Source organism: Eubacterium ruminantium (assembly GCF_900167085.1).
Classification (GTDB): domain Bacteria; phylum Bacillota; class Clostridia; order Lachnospirales; family Lachnospiraceae; genus Eubacterium_Q; species Eubacterium_Q ruminantium.
Genome location: NZ_FUXA01000006.1, coordinates 1 through 21,752, shown reverse-complemented (window position 1 = coordinate 21,752; position 21,752 = coordinate 1). Strand labels below are relative to the sequence as shown.

At 38.7% G+C, this 21,752-nt stretch carries 18 protein-coding genes; 1 reads left to right on the top strand and 17 read right to left on the bottom strand.

Going from position 1 to position 21,752, the window contains the following annotated elements:
- Positions 1-162 precede the first annotated feature (162 nt).
- The 16 genes from lepA to B5D25_RS04240 all read right to left on the bottom strand — a co-directional run bounded on the left by lepA (position 163) and on the right by B5D25_RS04240 (position 19,980).
- Positions 163-1,977, bottom strand: a complete 1,815-nt coding sequence (lepA, locus tag B5D25_RS04315; protein WP_078786730.1) for a translation elongation factor 4 — start codon at positions 1,975-1,977, stop codon at positions 163-165.
- 39 nt (positions 1,978-2,016) lie between these two features.
- A complete protein-coding gene (dtd, locus tag B5D25_RS04310; RefSeq protein ID WP_078786729.1) occupies positions 2,017-2,475 on the bottom strand; it encodes a D-aminoacyl-tRNA deacylase in 459 nt (152 codons plus the stop codon).
- A gap of 321 nt (positions 2,476-2,796) precedes the next feature.
- Positions 2,797-3,282: an LURP-one-related family protein gene (locus B5D25_RS04305; RefSeq protein WP_078786728.1), complete on the bottom strand. Its 486-nt coding sequence runs from the start codon at positions 3,280-3,282 to the stop codon at positions 2,797-2,799.
- 25 nt (positions 3,283-3,307) lie between these two features.
- Positions 3,308-5,827 carry a tubulin-like doman-containing protein gene (locus tag B5D25_RS04300; RefSeq protein WP_078786727.1) on the bottom strand — a complete coding sequence of 840 codons (2,520 nt, stop codon included), beginning with the start codon at positions 5,825-5,827 and terminating at the stop codon, positions 3,308-3,310.
- Between the two features lie 121 nt (positions 5,828-5,948).
- Positions 5,949-7,292, bottom strand: coding sequence for an acetyl-CoA hydrolase/transferase family protein (locus B5D25_RS04295; RefSeq protein ID WP_078786726.1), 1,344 nt, complete (start codon positions 7,290-7,292; stop codon positions 5,949-5,951).
- A gap of 128 nt (positions 7,293-7,420) precedes the next feature.
- Positions 7,421-8,203, bottom strand: coding sequence for a ZIP family metal transporter (locus tag B5D25_RS04290; protein ID WP_078786725.1), 783 nt, complete (start codon positions 8,201-8,203; stop codon positions 7,421-7,423).
- Position 8,204: 1 nt separating this feature from the next.
- The gene (locus tag B5D25_RS04285) at positions 8,205-11,402 is read right to left on the bottom strand and encodes an AAA family ATPase (RefSeq protein WP_078786724.1); all 3,198 of its coding nucleotides are present in this window, start codon (positions 11,400-11,402) and stop codon (positions 8,205-8,207) included.
- Positions 11,389-12,552, bottom strand: coding sequence for an exonuclease SbcCD subunit D (locus B5D25_RS04280; protein WP_078786723.1), 1,164 nt, complete (start codon positions 12,550-12,552; stop codon positions 11,389-11,391). The genes B5D25_RS04285 and B5D25_RS04280 overlap by 14 nt, the downstream gene beginning before the upstream one ends.
- Before the next feature lie 70 nt (positions 12,553-12,622).
- Entirely contained in the window at positions 12,623-12,814 is a 192-nt protein-coding gene (locus B5D25_RS04275) for a hypothetical protein (protein WP_078786722.1), read from the bottom strand.
- 30 nt (positions 12,815-12,844) lie between these two features.
- Positions 12,845-13,177, bottom strand: a complete 333-nt coding sequence (locus B5D25_RS04270; RefSeq protein ID WP_078786721.1) for a hypothetical protein — start codon at positions 13,175-13,177, stop codon at positions 12,845-12,847.
- A 109-nt stretch (positions 13,178-13,286) separates the two neighbouring features.
- The gene (locus B5D25_RS04265) at positions 13,287-14,033 is read right to left on the bottom strand and encodes an MmcQ/YjbR family DNA-binding protein (RefSeq protein ID WP_078786720.1); all 747 of its coding nucleotides are present in this window, start codon (positions 14,031-14,033) and stop codon (positions 13,287-13,289) included.
- 509 nt (positions 14,034-14,542) lie between these two features.
- On the bottom strand, positions 14,543-16,714 hold the full coding sequence (locus tag B5D25_RS04260; RefSeq protein ID WP_078786719.1) for an AAA family ATPase: 2,172 nt from the start codon (positions 16,712-16,714) through the stop codon (positions 14,543-14,545).
- Positions 16,715-16,824: 110 nt separating this feature from the next.
- A complete protein-coding gene (locus B5D25_RS04255) occupies positions 16,825-17,151 on the bottom strand; it encodes a hypothetical protein (RefSeq protein WP_078786718.1) in 327 nt (108 codons plus the stop codon).
- A 30-nt stretch (positions 17,152-17,181) separates the two neighbouring features.
- Positions 17,182-17,637: a hypothetical protein gene (locus tag B5D25_RS04250; protein ID WP_078786717.1), complete on the bottom strand. Its 456-nt coding sequence runs from the start codon at positions 17,635-17,637 to the stop codon at positions 17,182-17,184.
- Between the two features lie 60 nt (positions 17,638-17,697).
- A complete protein-coding gene (locus B5D25_RS04245; RefSeq protein WP_078786716.1) occupies positions 17,698-19,350 on the bottom strand; it encodes an RNA-binding domain-containing protein in 1,653 nt (550 codons plus the stop codon).
- Between the two features lie 183 nt (positions 19,351-19,533).
- Positions 19,534-19,980: an Hsp20/alpha crystallin family protein gene (locus tag B5D25_RS04240; protein WP_078786715.1), complete on the bottom strand. Its 447-nt coding sequence runs from the start codon at positions 19,978-19,980 to the stop codon at positions 19,534-19,536.
- A 257-nt stretch (positions 19,981-20,237) separates the two neighbouring features.
- Here B5D25_RS04240 and B5D25_RS04235 point away from each other — a divergent pair, with 257 nt between their 5' ends.
- Positions 20,238-20,861 (top strand): DUF6088 family protein, encoded by a 624-nt coding sequence (locus tag B5D25_RS04235; protein WP_078786714.1) that lies wholly within the window; start codon positions 20,238-20,240, stop codon positions 20,859-20,861.
- 652 nt (positions 20,862-21,513) lie between these two features.
- Here the strand turns inward: B5D25_RS04235 and B5D25_RS04230 are convergent.
- On the bottom strand, positions 21,514-21,752 hold a 239-nt coding region (locus B5D25_RS04230; RefSeq protein WP_159444079.1), incomplete at its 5' end, for an ATP-binding protein.

The window sequence follows — 21,752 nt, the reverse complement described above, 5'->3', positions numbered from 1 at the left end:
GACACTCCATCCCAAGCGAGTCACAAATATTTATGTATGTACTCTATTTTTAGGCATTTCCCAAACACATGAGTAAATACTCTTTCTATAGACGATTCCCATATACATGAGCAAACACTCTGTCTACGATCCAACACAAATATTCGAACAAGTACTCTGGTCCTACTCCTCGTCCAGACGGAGGACACTCATGAATGCCTTCTGCGGAATTTCTACATTTCCGACCTGACGCATTCTCTTCTTTCCTTCCTTCTGCTTCTCGAGAAGTTTTCTCTTACGAGAGATATCACCACCGTAGCATTTTGCAAGAACGTCTTTACGCATCGCTTTAACAGTTTCTCTCGCGATAACCTTTCCTCCGATTGCGCCCTGGATTGGGATTTCGAAAAGGTGACGAGGAATCTCATCTTTTAATTTCTCGCACATTTTTCTGGCTCTCTCATATGCTGAATCAGCATGAACAATAAATGAAAGCGCATCGACTTCTTCTCTATTTATAAGGATATCAAGTTTAACAAGGTTAGACTTTTCATATCCCTTTAATTCATAATCAAATGAAGCATATCCTCTCGATCTCGATTTAAGAGCATCGAAGAAATCATAAATGATCTCATTCAGAGGAAGCTCGTACTTAAGGAGCGCTCTTGTTGTCTCGATATATTCCATCCCAAGATAAACTCCTCGTCTTTCCTGACAAAGCTTCATGATGGCACCGGTGAATTCCGTTGTAACCATGATCTCTGCAGAAACTATCGGCTCTTCCATATAGTCAATCTCTGACGGACTAGGAAGATTTGACGGATTGGTAAGTTCAATAACTGTCCCGTCTGTTTTATGCACCTTATATACAACACCCGGAGCTGTTGTAACAAGGTCAAGATTGTATTCTCTCTCAAGTCTTTCCTGGATAACTTCAAGATGAAGAAGCCCGAGGAAACCTGCTCTGAATCCGAAGCCGAGGGCTACAGATGTTTCAGGCTCATAGAAAAGCGAAGCATCATTTAACTGAAGCTTTTCAAGAGCATCTCTAAGATCAGGATATTTCGCACCGTCAGCAGGATATAGTCCGCAGTAAACCATCGGTCTTGCTTTCTTATATCCGGGAAGTGCTTCTCCACAAGGATTGTCCGCATCAGTAACAGTATCACCGACTTCTGTTTCGGATACATCCTTAAGACTTGCTGTTATATAGCCAACCATACCGGCTGATATTTCTTCTGTAGGGATAAATCTTCCGGCGCCGAAAATGCCGACTTCAACTACGCTTACTTCAGCACCTGTCGCCATCATTTTGATTCTTGAACCTTTTGTGATGAATCCATCAAATACACGGCAGAAAATGATAACGCCCTTGTACTGATCGTAAATACTGTCAAATATAAGCGCCTTAAACGGAGCATCAAGAGTTCCGCTCGGAGCAGGTATCTTTGAAACAACCGCTTCAAGAACCGACTCGATATTAAGACCATTTTTTGCTGAAATAAGAGGCGCATCTTCAGCCTCGATTCCTATAACATCTTCGATCTCAGCCTTTACTCTTTCAGGCTCAGCCGAAGGAAGATCTATCTTATTGATAACAGGGAAAACTTCAAGATCATGATCAATAGCCATATATACATTCGCAAGTGTCTGGGCCTCAATACCCTGAGCTGCATCAACTACAAGAACAGCACCCTCACAAGCCGCAAGGCTTCTGGATACTTCATAGTTGAAATCCACATGTCCAGGAGTATCGATGAGATTGAGGATATACTCCTCCCCATCATTTGCTTTATAAATAATACGAACCGCCTGAGATTTAATGGTAATGCCTCTCTCACGCTCGATATCCATATTGTCGAGAACCTGCTCCTGCATCTCACGTTCTGTAAGAGTTCCGGTCTTCTCGATAATTCTGTCCGCAAGAGTTGATTTACCATGATCTATATGCGCTATGATACAAAAATTTCTTATTTTATTTTGATCTAAATGTGACACCTGTTATCCCTCTTTATCTTAATTTAATCATTATCTTACTTACTTTAACTTTACAATATCCTTACTGTCAAGAATAATCGTAAATGGCCCGTCATTTTTTAGGCTGATATGCATTTTTGCGCCAAATATACCCGTTCCCACGATGTAGCCTTCATCCCTTACCTTCTGAACAATGTATTCGTAAAGTTCTTCCGCCATCTTTGGTTCGCCTGCATTTATAAATGAAGGTCTTTTGCCGTGACTGCAGTCTGCGTATAAGGTAAACTGCGAAATCATAAGAAGGCTTCCACCAACATCTTTAAGCGCAAGATTTATCTTGTCATTTTCATCGCTAAAGATTCTGATACCGAGAAGCTTCTTCACCATTTTGTCTGCTATTTCTTTATTATCATCCTGTCCGACTCCCACAAAAACAAGGAATCCTTTCCCGATACTTCCTGTGATATTTCCGTCAACTTCGCAAGATGCTTCACTGACTCTCTGTATAACAAATTTCATATATCCATTCCTTCCAAACTTGCAATATTCTATATTCTTACCCCATGTGCATTTCATGCCGGGTTTATATCATGATCCCATTACTCGTAAATCATTAATTATATCGAACCAATCCATACAATACATTTTAAAGGGTGGGCAACATATTATCCCATCGACCGGTAATACATCACACAATCACCCGGTCAGTGTACGATTCCATCGCCCGGTCAGTGTACGATTTCACGCACCCCGGTTCATATATCATACGTATTTCGGACAGTAAGAAACGCAGGGATTAAACCCTGCGTTCCACGTTTAATTAGAATCAAAAAGAATAATTTAACGGTATTTCTTCGCTGCATATACTGCAAGAGCAAAGGCTATGCTTATCAAAGCATCGGAATCATTCGCAACCCCCAAGATATAAGTATTAGTCATACTCAGCGCCTGACCCGGTATCATGTACATAGTCTGTCTTGCTGACATTATACGAAGAGAACCCATGTAAACATCGTAACGCCAATCGAAAGGACTTCCTTCAACACGCCAGTTTTCGAAATCAATATCAAGATCCGATCCACCATTAAGAATGATATCTCCGAACGTATCTCCTCTTGCACTGAACTCGAATCTTACTTCACCATTTCCGGCTTTCTCCTGAACATGTGCAACTTCAGAGATTGTATCAGCCATATAAATCTTAATTCTATGACCTGTAGTCATAAAGTCATCCTTCGTATAATAACAGATTCTTCCGCTGTCATTATATATATTGAAGGAATCATGATCTTCAACCTCATTTGCTTTCATAAAAAATCTAAGCATTCTTTTAACCCTTTCAATCAGTAAATTAACTTACAGATTCATAGTCATGAACCTGATCTATATGAAGTCCCTTATATGCATCAGTCTGTACGTATGAATAAAGCATATCATCTGCACAGCCGAGAACCGTATATGGAACATCAAATACTATTTCATCTGAAGAGATTGATACTTCACCAACATTCATAGTTATAAGATCAGGAGAAATGTTATAAGGTTCCTTGATAAGGATCTTCTTAATCTCTTCACTGAAATGTGGCATCATATCAGGAAGTGATATATATCTTTCACTTCTGTATTCTTTGTCGATATCTTTCTCTGTCACGCAAAGCTTCTTACGTCCAACCTTTTCATAAGTTCCCTGTACAAAAGCTTTGGCTGCTCTGTAAAGACATCTGTCACGCTTTTCATTATCCTGCGCAACGAACATTGTGATAAGTTCCTGAAGCCCGGACTTTTCATCACTGAATGCATTGAAAATGAATTTCTCCGGAGCGAATGCGCCAAGTCCGGCGAAGAGATTCTTGTAAATCCTCTCCATTTCTTCCTTAACCGAAACGCTTCTGTCATTCTCAATATTAGCTTCATTCTCAACAAATAATTTTACAAGACATCTTCTCATATCTTCGATACGTTCAGGTGTCACATAATCTACCGGAAGAAGCTCACTCTGTCTTGCTTCCTTCATCATGTAGCCAAGAGTTCTCTTGGCATTTGAAGCAAGGTCATCTATTGATACATAAAGTTCTGAGCAGAACGGACCGAATATATCATTATATCTGTCCACAACTCTATAGAGCCATCTGACTGTATCGCCATAAACATCTTCAGCATTTATAGCATCCATGAGGATTGTCTTCTCTTTGGAAAGAGCATTTTTAATGCAAGCATCATAATATCCGTTTTCAGTCTCTCTCTTAGCAGAAGGGAATGCAAAAAATCTCTTTGCGCAAATATCTCTGATTGACTGAATGATTCTTTCGAATTCACCTGTCGGACGATAGCTCTGTGCCTTTTCCTCAAGAGTCTTGATCTCTTTCACAAGACCTGTATCTTCTTCGATTCCGAGATAGCCCTTCGCACCGATCATTTTCATAGTGGCAAACGGACCATACTGAACCATCGAATAATTAACAAGTTCTTCAATACTGCTCATGAATTTGAGCTTTATATCTCTCTGAACAGCAAGGATGTTGTTCTTTAATTTATTAAGATCAACATCAATATCCTGCTGAAGTGTGTCGATTCCTTTTTTAATCGACTTATATAACGGCTTTCCGTATGTCGAAGTATCGATAAGGAAACTAGCTTTGAGGTTGATCTGCTCTCCCGCAGGCTGATTGATAAACTCACGGAACTCACTGACAATTTCCTCAATCTTATCCTTGATACCCGGCTTATCTATAGCCGATTCATTCAGAAGCTTATACGCTTCCTTGAATACTTCATACTCGCTGATATTCTCAATCTCTTTGATCGGAATGCGGTAATCCGTCTCACTGATTATCTTAAACGGTCCATTTTCATTTGGTCTGAAGAATACATCTCTGAGAAGCTCCTTCGAACCATCCGTCTTACCGGAACCAATGAATTTCTTACTAACAAGTTTAAGCATAAAATATGCCGCATCCGAATAGATAACTCCTGCCGGGATATAACCCTGATTATCCTTTCGGCCTGACACAAGCATACATGAATCAAATACATTTTCTTTGATCGTAAGCTTATGTGTTGTACTCTCAAAGCAGAACATTTCATCTCTCTGCTTAAGATCCATATAATATGTGATCTCTTTGAGAGTTGCGAGACCATTTGCATTAAGGAGATCCGTAAGATCCTGGTCTTCCTTAAATACTTTGTCTGCAAATAATACGTCCGGTGTCATGAGAACCGAACCAAGTCTTACATTTTCAAACTTCTTAGCCTTGCAAAAAGCTCTGATGTTGTATGCGAGATCGATTATGATCCCTCCGCCTGTACCACCTGCGGCACCTGAGATAATGAGAAAATCAAGTTTACCGTCTCCGCCGTTTCTCTTACTCTTCTCATACATCATATTGATTTTGTTGAAGAGTAATACTCTCACTTCTTCATACGCATTCGAGAACATAAGACGACCAATCTGTCTGTTACCTTTGGTTCCGTTGATTCCGATATTAAGTTCCGGCATCTCAGGATCCATCCATTTTGCAAGATCCGAATAAGCATAAGCTCTCGTATCCGACTTGATCAAAAGATCGTCAAGCGTCTTTCTGTAAATACTGATAACCTCTGTAGCATTGAATCCAACCCCCTCTCGGCTGTCCTCGATAGTCTGCTCCATGTTAGGAATATCTGAATCAAAAACAAGGAATTCGATGTTGTCTTCAGGCTTCATCTTATTGGCAAGCATACCTTTGAGACTGCGCGCAGTCTCTATTCCGACTCCGCCCAATCCGATGACAAGTATATCACCATTAAGACCAACCTCATCTGCACCCTTTTCAAGAATCCTGATATCCTTAAGTCTGTTAAACTCTTTCTTTTGAGTATCGATAAGAATCATTTTTGCACCCCATGCTCTATATTTACAATTACACAAAAAGAATTATCCTTTTTGTGCACATTTACGCATAAACATACTATAACACATTTTCAAAAAATAAAAACATATTTTTTATATAAATTTACATTTTTTTATTACTTTTTCGCCAAATTTTCTGTTCTTCGGCTTTTTTGATGAGTTCATCCCTGAAAAGAGGGTGTGCAATGCTGATTATCGCCTCTGCCCTTTCCCATGTTGACCGCCCTTCAAGGTTGATTATTCCATACTCTGTGACTATGAAATACACCTGACTTCTGGGTGAAGTAATGATGTCGCCATTGAACTGCGGAAGGACTCTCGAACGAAGCGATCCATCTTTCCCATTGTAGGTCGAGCTCATGCAGATAAATGCTTTTCCACCTTTCGACGCCGAAGCACCGACCAGAAAGTCCAGCTGTCCGCCTGTTCCGCTTATCTGTCTCGAGCCTGAGCTTTCCGCCGCCACCTGTCCGTAAAGATCCACAGCCACACAACTGTTGATAGAAACCATGTTGTCTATCTGAGCTATGATGCTCGGTCTATTTACATATTCAAGCGGATAAGCAGCTATTCCCGGATTATCCTCGAGCCAGTCGAAAAGGTCAGCCGAACCGATGGCACATCCGAATACTCCCTTGCCTCTGTCAATATTCTTCCTGATGTTGGTTAATTTCCCGGCTTTATAAAGACTTAAAAATGCATCCGAGCAAAGCTCCGTATGCATGCCCAGATCCTTAAGATCCGAAGAAGCGATGAGTTTACCCAGTGCATTCGGCATACTGCCCACACCAAGCTGAAGTGTCGCTCCATCCACCAGATAAGGAAGGATGTTCTCTGAAATTTTTTTATCTATCTCCGTCGGTTGCAGCTTACTGCCATGATTAAATGGCTCATGATGACCTTCCACTATAAAATCAACATCTTTTATATGAATGCATTCATCATATCCGCCGTGAACCTTCGGCATATTTTCATTTACTTCTACTATAACGATATCCGCCATCCTTGTTATAGGTGCGGCAACTCCTGTATTTACAGAAAAGTTGAAATATCCGTGTCTGTCCATAGGTGATACGCTCACCATTACGACATTTACATTTAAAAAGAATTCATAATATGCTGCGTTATTGGAAAATACCATAGGAATGTAATAGCAAAGTCCCTTGTCGCAAAGCTTCCTCTCGTATGCGGAACAATGCCAGCTATGGTAAGTGAAATGCTCTTGTGACGGATCACATTCAACAACCTCGATAGGTCCGTCAATCAGATTCCCCCTGATCTTAACATCACTCAGTTCATCTCTCCTTCGGGCAAGAGCCTTATCGAGAAGAACCGGTTTTCCAAGCGTACTGGTGTAATCAACCCAGTTACCGCTTTCCACAACCTTCACAGCTTCATCAGCAGTTCTAAGCTTTTCTTTATATTCTGCTGAAAAATCATCAACCATATATTACCCCCATAGTATCGAACATAAGAAAACACAAAATTATATACAATATATAGTTATTAACCCAAGTACGATTGTACCATATAATGCGTAAGTGTACAATTAAAAAATATACGAAAATACGTCATTTAGCCAAGCGCAACATCAAGAGCCATCATCAGTGTGAAGCCCACCGCAAACATCACAACTCCTATGTTGGAGTGTTCGCCGGATGACATTTCCGGAATCAGTTCTTCCACCACCACATACATCATGGCTCCCGCTGCAAAACTAAGCAGATACGGCATCGCCGGCACTATCAGTCCCGCTGCAAATATAGTAAGCAGCGCACCTATCGGCTCAACTGCACCTGACATCACCCCGTCAAAAAATGCTCCCTTCTTGCTCTTACCTTCAGCACAAAGCGGCATTGATATTATGGCGCCTTCAGGGAAATTCTGAATAGCGATACCAATAGCCAGTGCCAGCGCCGCGCCGGTTGATATAGAAGCATTCTTTGCAATGAGTCCTGCATATACAACACCTACCGCCATTCCTTCAGGAATATTGTGAAGTGTTACCGCAAGAACCATCATAGTCGATCTCTTCAGTTTACTTCTCGGACCTTCCGCTTTCTCTGCATTTAAATGAAGGTGCGGAATCACTGTATCAAGAAGTAAAAGGAATGCGATACCTATCCAAAATCCCACAACCGCCGGAACAAAACTTAATTTCCCCATTTTACCGGACTGCTCCATTGCGGGTATGATAAGACTCCATATGGACGCCGCAACCATGACTCCGCTGGCAAAGCCTGCCAATGCTTTCTGTATCTTGTCACTCATTTGCCCCTTCATAAAGAAGACGCAAGCCGCTCCCAGTCCTGTACCAATAAATGGAAGCAAAAGCCCCATCAAAACTTTTTCAGTCATTTTATACCCCCGTGTCTATCTCTATACTACTTCCATCCTTCGTCTTCTTAACGCGGATCTGCTGCTGAATATTCTCTATAAGTTCCTCTCTATGACTTATGACACCCACAAGCTTATTGGCTCCTGAAAGGGATATCAAAGTTTCCATTGCACTTTCTATGGACTTTCTGTCAAGGGTTCCAAAGCCTTCATCCACAAAGAGGGCATCCATCTGTATTCCACCTAAGTTGGTTGAAACCGTATCCGATAAACCAAGTGCAAGACTAAGAGAAGCCTTAAAACTTTCACCGCCGGACAGATTGCCCACAGGACGTCTGTGTCCGGTATAATTATCAAGAACCTCAAGATCCAGATAATTACTCTTCTGCTTTCCGACAGAATCCTGTTGCCTGTAAAGTACAAACTGACCGTCGCTCATAGGACGAAGTCGCCTGTTGGCCGCTGCAATGATGCCGTCAAATCCCGCTGCCTGTACATAGGTTTCCAGAGATATCTTACCATTTCCGGTATTTCCTTTTACAAGCTCGTAAAGAGTCTTACAGATATTATAATCCTTGGAAGCCTTCTCATATTCCGATTTCTTCGAAATGATGCTGGCCTTCTTCTTGGTATTCTCATCTATCCTATGTCTGATATCATTTTTCTTTCGAGTGTAATCACCTAAAACTTTTTCCTGCTCATCACATTTTGCCTGAAGTTCTTCGATATCTACTATTTCTTTACCTTCAGCATCTATCCTTGCCTGCTTAAGCTGAACTTCATTATTGGAAAGCTCATTGTAAAAGTTATTTATACGCTTCTCTATTCTGTTCAGTTCATCCTCCGAAAGGACATATCCCTTCATTTCTTCTGCATCTTTAAAATGAAATGCTGACAATTTTTCATCCAGATCGCTCTTTTGTTTCTTTTCCATTATTTCAAGATCAGCAAGCGAAACCTGTAAATTCCTAAGAGTTGTCTCGATAGCTGTTTTATTCTTATCCGCTTCATGCACCTTCTTCTCACTCTGTTCGATAGATGCATTTATCCTATCTATCTCTTCTTCAGCTTTCTTCTTACTCTTATTTGCCACTTCAAGACTCTCATAACTTAAATCTTTCAAGCTGTCCAAAGAAGCTTTATCTCTGGTGAGATTTTCCTCAACCTTTTTCTTCTCATCTTGAAGCTTCGCCTTATCCTCGTCCAGCTTTTTTGATTCTTCGCCTGAGCATTTCTCAAATTCAGCTGTGGCATCCTCATACTTTCTTGCAGATGCTTCTGCTTCTTTCATGAGACGCTCATTCTCGTCAATCTTACTCTTAACAAGATTTTCTGCGACTCCAAGTTTTGTTAGGAGTTCGTCAAGGGATTCGCTTTGTTCGTGAAGCGAGTTGCTTACGCCGATAGATGTGTTATCAGCGAGGCACCCCAGGATATCCTCTCTCATCTTTGCTTCAAGGCTTTCTTTTCTTATATTCGCCTCTTCGACTTTCATTAATGAATCATCCTTTTTAGCACGGGCAATCTCTTCAGCTTCTTTTAATCTCTTAAATTCTTCATCAGAGATAGATTCGTCTGTAAGCACTGCAAGTTTTGGATGATGAGTCGAACCGCATACAGGACATTCCATACCTTCAGCAAGGTCTTTAGCCAGGATTCCCGCTCTGCAGCATTCTATCTGCCTTTCAGCTTTTTCCCTTACATCTTTTGCTTTATCATATTGAATTCTTGCTTTAAAAAATGCATCCTGACACTTCTCAAAGCTGTCCTGCATAGCCTTTCTGTCGCAGCTATCATCTGTCAGGATCTTCTCTATTCTATTATATAGACTGCCCAGCTTTTCTCCGGCATTCTTTATCTTCTCACGTTCTGTATGTATATCCTTAAGAGAATCTATGATGTCCTTTAATTCCGAAATCCTCTCTTTAAGACGAACTTCTCTATCAGTTATTTCATTTTCACGCTGAAGGATATTCGTTTTATTCTTCTCACCTTCTGCGATCAATATCCTAAGATCGTCACGCCTTTTATATTTATCTTCCTCATCCTGAATTTTATTGATGATCTTCTTCAGTTCATCAAGACGCGGCTTACTCTTAGCCGCCTCTTCATAAGCTACCTTGGCCGATTCTAAAGCTTCACCGGCCTCTTTCTCCAAAATGATATTCTTCGAAATATCATCCTTAGTCTTCGAAATATCATTTATCGTTTTAACCCAATCAGCATAAAATGAATAAACCTCTCTGGTTGCCTTCTTACGTCTATCAAGCAATTCATTTTCCTCGTCCACAGAAGGCTTTTGCTGATTATATTCATCCTGCTTTTTCTCAAGATTTTTAAGTCTCTCTATAATTTCATTATTGCTCCTTGCCATGGCAAGTGCAGCTTTGTCTTTTTCGTATTCCGCATTCTTCTTTTTGAAGATTTCTTCAACCCGGCCATAGGATACATTATCGGATGCTGTGATACGGTCGATTATCTCCAATAAGTCGTCCACATTTCTGATGCTTACCGATGTTCTGTATAACTCCTGCATTTCAAAGAGTTCGCCTGCGCATTCGTCATTTTCATCAGCTGTAATATCGCAAAAATGCTGGATTATACTTTTCTCAGCATCATTTTTCATACCCGAACTTGCATCTAATTTGCCCTTTAAGACTTCTCCGATTTTCTTATATTTGTCAGTCATAAATATATTTCGGAGTATATCTGTTCTTTCAGCGCTCGAAGCAACAAGCATTTTGCGGAACTCACCCTGGGCTATCATGGCAATCTGCTTGAACTGCTCATAATTTACTTTGAGAAGTTCCTCTACAGCATTATCAACCTTCAATTTTCCCTCAATCGGAGTTTCGCCTTCAGGATAAAGTGTCGCCTTTGGAGGTTCTGTGATAAAACCTTCACCGCGCAGCTTCGGTCTGTCATATCCCGGACTTCTCTTTATATGATAATTCTTCCCCTGATGAGAAAAATAAAAATCAACATAACTTTCCACGTCCGGCTTTGCATACTCGCTTCGCATCTTCTTCTCATCTCGGTCTACAGCACTGTTCTTACCGTATAAAGCGAAACAAATAGCATCAAAAATAGTGGTCTTACCCGCTCCGGTGTCGCCGGAAATCAGGAATAAGCCCTTATTCTCAAACTGTTCAAAATCAATCCAAGGCACTTCTCCTGCGTATGGTCCAATGGCACAGATCTTAAGCTTAATTGGCTTCATCTATAACACCTGCCTCTCTGGCTGCCTTCATCATAACATCCATTTCCTCATCTGTTATCTCGCAACCATAGATCATTTTATAGAAATCACTGATCAGTTCCGGAAATGGTTTATCCTCGGCTATTGTTGAAATATCAATCTGCTCCACATCATGGGTATGAGAATTCTCGTAATCGATCCTAACCGTATTCGGATATACCTGCTGGAAAATGCCCATGGCATCATTTATATAATTCTCATCCGTGAGAGTCGCATAGATATAGTCGTCCGGATCAGAAACATTCGCCTTATCAAGAAGCTTATCCATGTCGCCCTTGATATGCCTCAGGTCACGGTGTGGCTTCAGGGGAACAAGTTTTATATCCACTTCATTTTTATCATTCACTGTGATCACAGGAACAGACTTATCATTTCCCGCTTCGCTTAGAGAGTATTTGAGGATGGAACCGGAATATCTCACCGCTTCTCTTCCCACACTCTGAGGCCTATGGATGTGCCCCAGCGCAACATAATCAAACTTGTCAAATAAATCATATCCGATCTTCTCGACAGTTCCAACACTCTCACTCCTTGTTGCCACGCTTTCGGAGCCGCCAAGAGACGGATCCACACCCTTGCCGGCCACGAACTGGTGAGCAACCAAAATGTTGCATTTATTTTCATCTATATCAGAATGTTCGAGCACAACCCGAACCGCATCTTCGTAATTATCTATCTTCTCTTCAGGATAGAAATGCTTTACATGAGATGATTTGACAAAAGGAAGCATATAGACATTTATCTCATTTTCGCCGTTTTTCAAAATGTGCTTATCCATGCGCCCATTATATATGGCAGAAATGAAAATGTTGTTGCTTTCAAAAAGCGAACTTCCGTAATTCAGTCTGTCATCCGAATCATGATTTCCGCTGATCATGTATGTCTTTATATTCTTTGAAGCAAGCTTCGACAAAAATGAATCCAGAAGCCGCGTCGCGGCCTCACTTGGAATGGACCTATCGTAGACATCTCCCGCAATAAGGACCGCGTCCGCAGCTTCGTCATCTATAATGGATATAATCTGATCCAGAATGTACTTCTGATCGTCTATAAGATCAAAATCACCTAATGTTTTTCCTAAATGCAAATCTCCTAAATGTAAAAATTTCATAATCTGCCCCTTGCATAAATATTTTGATTGTGTAGATTGTTTGATTATAAAGGATCAAGTATTTACAATTCTACGTTACACTAATTTCATTTTTGCGTTTTGCATTGATTCTATCGATTTCTTCTTTTATGATATCACCCATTGTTTTTTCATCAAGTTCTATACTTTCTATAGCCGCTACTGATTTATCTGCATATGCATCAAATTCATCAATGATTTCCTGTCTTCTTTCAGGTGATACCGAACCATTGATTGGATTCATACAAGCATATCCTTAAGTATTTATATAATATTAATTCTCTAAATAACGAACCTTCTTACCATGTCTAATGGCATAATCAATCTCAGAACGTGTACTTTCTCCGATATACCCGCCTACATTGATTACATATATTTCATCTGCCATATCGATCTTACGTTTATGCATATCATCCAGCATTGCTTTGGTCTTTGTTAATGTACCTTCATCCATATTTCCCCAAACCTCAGAATCTCCGGAATGACCAAAGAGGCCAACACTGATAACAATGTTACCCTCTAAAGTAAGTCGTTTTTGCACTTCTAAAAATTCATCTTTAAAACGTGTACTTCCGCACAACGTAATAACCTTATACTGACCTTGCATATTATTCCTTCCTATAAAATGTCCTTAATCGCCTTTGTTGGATCATGTAATGTATGCGATTTTACATCCGCATCCTTAAGAAGTTCGTCAACATGAAGAACTCCAATCATCACAAATCCCGACTCAGCGAATCCGGTATTCTTCTCGGACCTCTGATTGCGTATATCCCATACTCTTCCTTCAGAATATCGAATGTAAAAAGCTCTCTATCATATCTCTTCTCAAGTTTAATCTTCATCAGAGACGTTATGTTCAGATTCTTGTCCTGATAAGTATATGGAATATCTGTCTCGAGCACCGTGCATTTATACATTATCGCCGATACCGGAGCTGCCACATACATAAATACAGTATCGCCGGCTTTGATGCCATTACCCTGTTTCCAGTTCACTTCGGTTTCAGTGTCAAATGCATGCTCAACATCATAAAATTTTGGATTTGCAGGTATCACCCACTCCTTTGGCGGTCTGCTCTTTTCTTTCTTCTTCGCTGACGCCGTCGCACCGTAACTAAAATCAATAAATGAGCAAACATCCTTAAATGAAACCGTTCCATCCAGTATGACTGTAATCCAGTACCTCTTGTTCATGTGGTATGCCGGAAAGCAGCCTTCCTGCTGAAGCAGCACATCCAAAAATACAGGATCATCTATCTTCAAATTTATGAAATATACGTCTCCATCACGTTTCAGCCCTAACTTTTCATATCGAATAGGCGCCACGAGCGCAAACCATTTCTTATTGTCATCATGCCTGAATATCGCACTATCCGGTGTACGCGCCCATAGAAACTCAGGGTCAACCCCGTATTCTTTCTTTATATATTTGAATACTTTTTCTTTTAAATCTTTATTCAAGTCATCACACTTTCTTGGTCAAAAATAATGTATCTATTCTCTCTGTAATTTCGCTTCTATACATCCAAGCTCTATAATATCATCCGGAATCTCGATACCTAATGAATATCTTTCTTCTGCTTTCAGTTCATCCTCCTAACCAAACCTATGTCTTAAACATTTTTGTTAAGGTTCTCTGTTACGATTTGATTTCATTTGGTTCCAGCTGTCCATATCACACGGACTGTATCAGCTAATGTTATCACACATAGCAATTGGTTTTCCGAGTATGTCGGCTCTTCAATTTCTCCTGTCATAGGTTCTATTCAATATCAGTAGATAAATTCCGGAATCATATGCTGTTCTATATAAGTTTGTCTCATAACACTAAAGAAGCCCGTTCGCAAGGGGATTGTTTCCCTTACCACTGGCACCGGTGGCAAATTATGTAATCTTTTAGTTCAATAGTATTTATACCACAAATATATTTACCTATCCTTCATACTTGTAATCTTTCCTACACCTCACCGTTATATACAAATCATCTTATTATAATGATCAATGTATCCTTCAATTTCAAATACCTTTTTAAAAGCCTGTCGAAAACTATTATAATCAAACTCCTTTATATCAAAAATGTTTTGACCTTTCGAATGCGATTCCCTATTCATGTACCTATTAAAGGCCATATAACTTGTTTCTTGCAATTCCGGACGTTGGAATACTTGAGCAAAATCTTGCTTTTCCACAAAATTGAAAAAATATTCCATTACATTTCTCATGCAGTTTGCTATCAATGCAGGCGCTTGTTTTTCATCTTTAATAATATGCCAATATGCCTGATAATCATTTTGAATATCCTCATATTTCATATCTTCGAAATAACTACTCTCTATATTCTTACAAAGCCTAAAGAGTTTCTGGGTTTTCTTCCGCTCATTATGATTCGTATTAGTCAGCTCATAAAAGAAATATAGACTATGAGTCAGAATAAAGAGTTGATCATATTTTTCAGTTCTTAAAAACTCATTATGTATTAATCTTCCAATATTGAAAACATAAATGTGAGACAGGCTGGATATAGGATCATCAATTACTACTATCTTCTTGTTTGAAGCTTTCTCAGCGGTTGATTCCCCCTTGCATAATTCAATAAAATAGAGAAAGCTTATTACCATTTTTTCACCTTCGCTCAAGGTTTTAAAGACATCATCATCAGAATCCTCGCGCTTTAGTCTATATAATGCTTCCTCCTCGGAATACTTTTCTATAGTAAAGTCCGTAATTCCGATATCTATCAACCCATTCTTTATATTCTCTACCGCTTCATCAATATTTACGGTTTTCTTTCGATTTTCCTCTATCAGAGCAGTATTGGTGTTAATCTCAGTTATTTTTGTTTGTAAATCCTTTTGAGATTGTTTTACGGATTGCTCATAAGCCTTTTCATTTGCTAAATATAACTCAATTACAGAATTATGCTCTTTACGCATAAGTTGCCAAAATCTTCCCCTGATTTTACTCTTAGATCCGTTAATATCAGCAATTCTTTGATTATACAGGGCAATTTCACTGTTAGCTTTTTCAATAATACTGTTTACAGATGCTATGATTTCTTCAATTGGTTGCAATGAAATCTGAATGCTAAGGTTCTTTGCCTTCTCTCTCAAAGTGTTTAGATTTTGCTCTGATACAGAAGTAAAGTTTGCGCTAAGATTTTCTATTTCTTTTTTCATTTTTTCAAGGAAGGCATCCTCTTTAATTGCATCTAAAAAAACAGTTACTCTTTTTATTTCCGCCTCATATCTTGAAATCATCTGCTCTATCTGCAATTTGTCTTGATTATAGCTCTCATCAAAATAAGCACTGATTTGGTCAAGGAATTTCTGTGTAATGGTTTCCTGCTGGCAGAAAGGACACACTCCCTTTTCTCCATCTATATGAACAAATTTAATTCCTGTATTAACCCAGTCCGAATTACCTAGTTCTTCAATCACGGTAGCTACTGAACTGTTCTTATTTCCAACTATGACTTTAGAAAGCAATTCTGATTGCTCAATATCATCAACATTAATCAAAAGTTTTGATAAAGGGTGTTTACTCTGAGCTTCACCTTGGAGCTGCTGTGCCTCTTTCTTTAGGTCGTCTACAGAATAATCCATCTCACCTTCTGGTTTTTCTATGGAAATAAGATGCTTAAAAAGGGTATCTTTATTACCCTTTAGACCATCTAAGCAAAATTCTAAAACCCGATCACCACCAGTATATTCTGTCTTTATTTTCCATACCTGTTTCTTGTATTCTTCAATCTCGCTCAAGTGCTTCTGCTCATCTTTAGCCTTTTTCTCCTCAATTTTCCTCTTTTGCTCAATCAACTTTTTCATTTCAGCACTTGCGTTATCAATTGCTTTTTTAGCTTCAGCATTTCCTTTTGACAAGGTAAATATGCCGTGTATTCCCTGCGGTTCATAAAAGGTATCCTGAACAAATCTCTGATTATAAACCAATATTGTGTCATTATCTTCAAGTCCCTCTACTCTACATTGCGAAAATCTTGCTCCTGTCTGATCATAAAGAAAGTTTGAAAAAGTACTCTTTCCTGTACCATTTAATCCATATATCAAGTTTACTTTTTTATCAGTTTCAAGCACTGCCTCTTTTTTGTAACTTGCTACCTCTTTTAAAACCATTTTTGAAATCACTCTAATCGCCTCCAATTATTTATACTGCCGTCACGTTATCCTTTATATTTCTATACCTTTCAGGAATTCATCCAAATGTTAAAATTAAAAATATATCTATGAAATTCTTTTCAGCGTTCTCTGTTTTTTACAAACTCATATACCTTTTCTGACCAACTCCAGATATCCTTACAATCATTTTCCAAATAAAATAGCCTACTCTTCAGCTCGTATGGAACGATTGCTTCAAATACTCCTCGTTCCGCAGATGGAATTATAATTGTATCTACCCAATCTGATAATATTACGTCTTCCTTAATCTTTAGCGGTAATACGCCCTCAATTGTCGCATTTGGATGGCTAACAATCTTATCATACTTAAAGAAGAACCTTACTCCAGGAGTGAAATCTACACTTAGATCTGCCTCCGTAGGGAAACGCTTCATTTTTCTTTCCATAACTAATCTGTCTCCGGCCTGGCAATTCCCCTAAGAAAACATTACATAATCAAAATAGTCTTCAGGATCATTAGCAGCATTTTTATTTTCTGCTTTTAACACTAAAGCAGATATACCTTTCCATTTTGTAGGTGCTTGAAGCGAACCACATTTTAAAATATTAACAGCATTCTCAACAGGTGCAGTATGACAAACATAATCCGTCATACACCCTTTATATTTAGGGCAAGCTACGCACTCTGTTATCTTTTTTGGAGCATTTACACGTTTACCAGATTCATATATTCTCTTATAATCTTCAATTGCTTTTAAAATGTCATGGTCAGCCTCTATAAAACAATCCCTACCATTTTGTTTTTCATAACGCTCAAAATCCAATACGGTTTGGATTTCCCATTCTGAAATGGCAGGGTAATTTGAAAGTTTTTTATAAAAAACTCCATCCCAACATTCTGTGCAATCAAATTCACCTATTTTAATTTGCATGTGTTTTTCACATCTCCACTATTTGACAAGCCATGATTCCACCTTACTGTCACAAAATCATTACCTCAATTTGTACTTAGTATATTTTCCGCCACAGTACTTGTATATCTTTCCTTCACTGACTAGCTTCTTTATTTCAGAATATGCCTGGTCCGGAGTTATCTTTAAAAGTTCTGCCACGTCCTGTTTAGTAATAAATCCATCCTGCGCCCTTGCAAGTTTAATAATCATTTCAGGATAAGCAACTCTATCTATTCCTGTTTGTCTCACATATTGAATACTTCTATTGTTTTCTTTATACACTTTCACAGAAAGAATATAGGATCTTGATTTACCGCTTCCTGCCCCTTCCACTAGTCCATCTTCAATTAGGTTTTCTATAGCTCCTAGTAGTTTACCCTCTGCCAAATGAGTCATTTCTGCAATGCGTTCTATCGTAAGTCGCTTTTCATTCTTTAATAACGAAAGAATCATTAAAGCATAGATTGACAATGGTTTTCCTAATCTATTTTGCTCATCTGCAATGAATTTTGTAAAAGTGTCATCTGCCTTTGCTCTTTGAATGAACAACCTAACATTCGTGCTTGTTGTTTCAGAATAATCTGGCCAAGGTCTTCCATATATAATAGAACCCTCATATATACGGTCTATACCGCGTCCGGTCTTTTCAGCAAGTCCAATTCGTTTTAATGCATCCGCAAGAGCAGGGTTTTTACCGTGAGGTTCGACAGTTAGCAAGTTTTCTAATGTCACCCCGTCAATAAATCCACCGGGGCTGCTTATAGTCATTCCCTCATCATCGATCAGCACCCTCACAGCTCCTAACATAGTATAATCTCTGTGACAAAAAGCATTAATCAATCCTTCACGAAATGCTGCTTTGTCGAATTCCGGCACAGCAACCCTAAATAAGCCATATTCAACTTCTCGTTCCGGATTCCAAGCTTCTGCATATGTTTCGAACTTTTCAAACACCTCAAGCAAAGGAGCTGATGTCTCTGTATTAATTCTAACTTTTGTTCCCTCCAATACCTGAAAAGAAGCTTTAACAGTAGGCATTAACTCCACTATTCGGTTTTCTTTCCCTAAAATAAGCATCCCGGTAACTGTAGGATAAACTTTACCGTCTACTTCTGTTGTAAAACGTAGTGCCTTATCTAACTCATCATCCGTTAATGTAAGAAGATTTTTTTCTCCTCCAGGCTTTGTTTGTATAATATTTCTTAATCTGATTCTTTGATTTGGATCAAAATCGTTAGTAGAAGCCCCTGCCAACGGTCCGGCAGAAAAGTCAAGCAATGCTAATTCTGATAATCTTGTAACTATTTCGTAAGAAAACATTGGGATAACTTCAGGAGTCCCATCTGCCTTCAATCTTCGCTTTAACATCTTTCCCGACCTTGTGGAAACTACAGTCCTGCTTATCGGTATTTCAATCTTAAGTATATCCTTTTCCTCTTCTGTAATTATTTCCGCACGTACAGACACGGACGGCACAGTATTATTAGCCACAAGAGCTGTTACGCCTATTGCATCTTTGTGTATTTTGCTTACCCCTGTTATCTGCCCGTTGTCTTCTACGCCCAAATATAAATTTCCACCTTTGGTATTTGCCATACCTACAATTTCATCTATTAAATCACTATCCGGATATCTCTTTAAATCACTTTTAAATTCAGTAACCAAGTCCTCTTTATACGGAATTATTCTCATCTTTAACTCCCTTCTTAATATGAGTTTAACTCAATTATAACTCTATAAAGATATATTGTCGAGTTAAAATCGAGTTAAATTTGAATTAAAATATTACACCACACAAAAAAGAATACCGCAGTCACAACCAAATGGCTGAACTGCGATACCCTTTTATCTTAATAGAAAGATTTAATTATGAACTTATCCTTCAATAGCTATATACTTTTTCTCCTGAACCTTTTCTGATTCTTTCTTAGGAACAACCAGCTTCAGGACACCATCCTCATATTTTGCCTTAACATCTTCCTGCTTCACATCGTCTCCTATGTAGAAGCTTCTGTTCATAGCACCTGAGTAACGTTCTTGACGGATAATCTTGCCTTTCTTATCCTTCTTGTCCTTATCAAGTTCCTTAGATGCACTCACTGACAGATAACCATTATCAAGCGACAACTTAATCTCATCCTTCTTAAATCCCGGCAGATCAATATCAAGCTCATACTTGTCACCCAGCTCATGTACATCTGTCTTCATAACCTGTGCTGCTCTTTTTCCATAGAGTTTACGGTCTATATCACCGAAATCCATCCTTGGAAAATCCATCCAATCATCCAATAAATCCTCACCAAAAATACTAGGTAATAACATATGTCATTCCTCCTTCTCAAGAAAAATATAATTAAATAAGTTTCATGAGCAAGGGAAGGAGCGTTTGGATTCTGTATCGGAATCTTCTCTATTCCTTTGTTCTAACTTCGTTATAGCACCAATTGTTAGCACTGTCAAGAGGTGAGTGCTAATTAAAATCAAAAAAAAAAATTCCAGGCTCCACATTTATGATACATTTGATAGAATTAACTTAACAAATTATATTATAGAATACATTTTGTTTAGGTGGTGATAATATGATTTATGAAATGCTAACTGAAAAATACAAAGAAGGCGAACCGATATTCTTCTCCGATATTTACAACGGAGAGATTTCAAAATCTGCTCTTACACAGCAGTTAAGCACATTATGTAAAAAAGGATTGCTAGCTAAGTACGACAATGGTATCTACTATCTGCCGAAGAAGACTCGTTTAAAATCTTCCGTCGGTCCTACAGCAGATACAATCGCAAAATATAAATACATCTCCAAAAATGGGAAAACGGATGGATATTACTCCGGCAACACGTTTGCAAATCAAATTGGTATTTCCACTCAGGTTCCCCATGTAATTGAGATTGTGAGTAATAATACGAATTCCGCCCCACGAGATGTTAAAATAGGTAACCGAAGATTCAATATTAGAAAGCCTCTGATTTCTATCACGAATGAAAATGTCTACATACTTCAGATGCTAGATTTGTTATCAAATCTTGACACCTATTCAGACTATGCTTATGAAGATGCCAGAAAATACTTTCTGAAATATATTGAGGCTCACAAAATTACCAGGGATGACGTGGATCAGTATATTAGATGCTTCCCCTTAACTGTATTTAGATTTTATTATGAATTGAGGTTAGACAATGTACTTGCATAATGATAGATATACCTGCATTAATAAAAAAATTCTGCGAAAAAGATTTCTATGCAGATGATTATGAAAAAACTACTAAGAATCTTATAAGCGATGACATTTCATACAATGAAGTTAAAACATTCATACAAGACTTTACAAAAGATTTATTCTAAAAGAACAGCTTCTGGTCCATTGGACCAGAAGTTGTTTTCTTTATATTCCGCAGAAATTCAACGACCTTGACCACCACTTGGCGACCACTCGTTGGACCACTTCATTCCATAATTAGCTGAAAACACCCTTTCACAAATATTCTGAAACGAAGTTTCGTAGCTTGCAGGCTCCATAAATGTAAATGATAATATAAAAATTTCGTAAAAGTGGAAAATAAAAATGTAGGTTTCCACTAAGAGTGATATCCTTTTCCATGGAGGTATTCGTAAGCGATCCAATTGCTGAGGATAAAATATTCAGAAGTTCTTCTACATTTCTTTATCAGCGATTTTTTCCATTAGATATGGAAATAAAACTTCAGGATCTCGATACTCTAATCGACATTTTTGCGGATTTGTAACCGGCAAGTACTTTTCCATAAATTTCGGCAGATAATTTTCCATAATCCGCGGCATTTAAGATTCCATAGTCCGCGGCATTTTTTTTTCCATCCCTGCCATTATGCCATTTCTTCTAAAAATGATTTTCTGTTTTCGAGCCTGTAGCTCTTCCCATTCATCGGGATCTTGTCGCATTGATATGCGAGTCTGTCCAATATAGCGGTCGCAAGCGCAGCGTCCCCAAGGAACTCTGTCCATTCTTCGAATCCCTTGTTTGTTGTTATGATGATTGCTGTCCGTTCCTGCAGTTCGGATATCAGCTGGAAGAACATGTTTCCTTCCGTTGCGTTTATCGGAA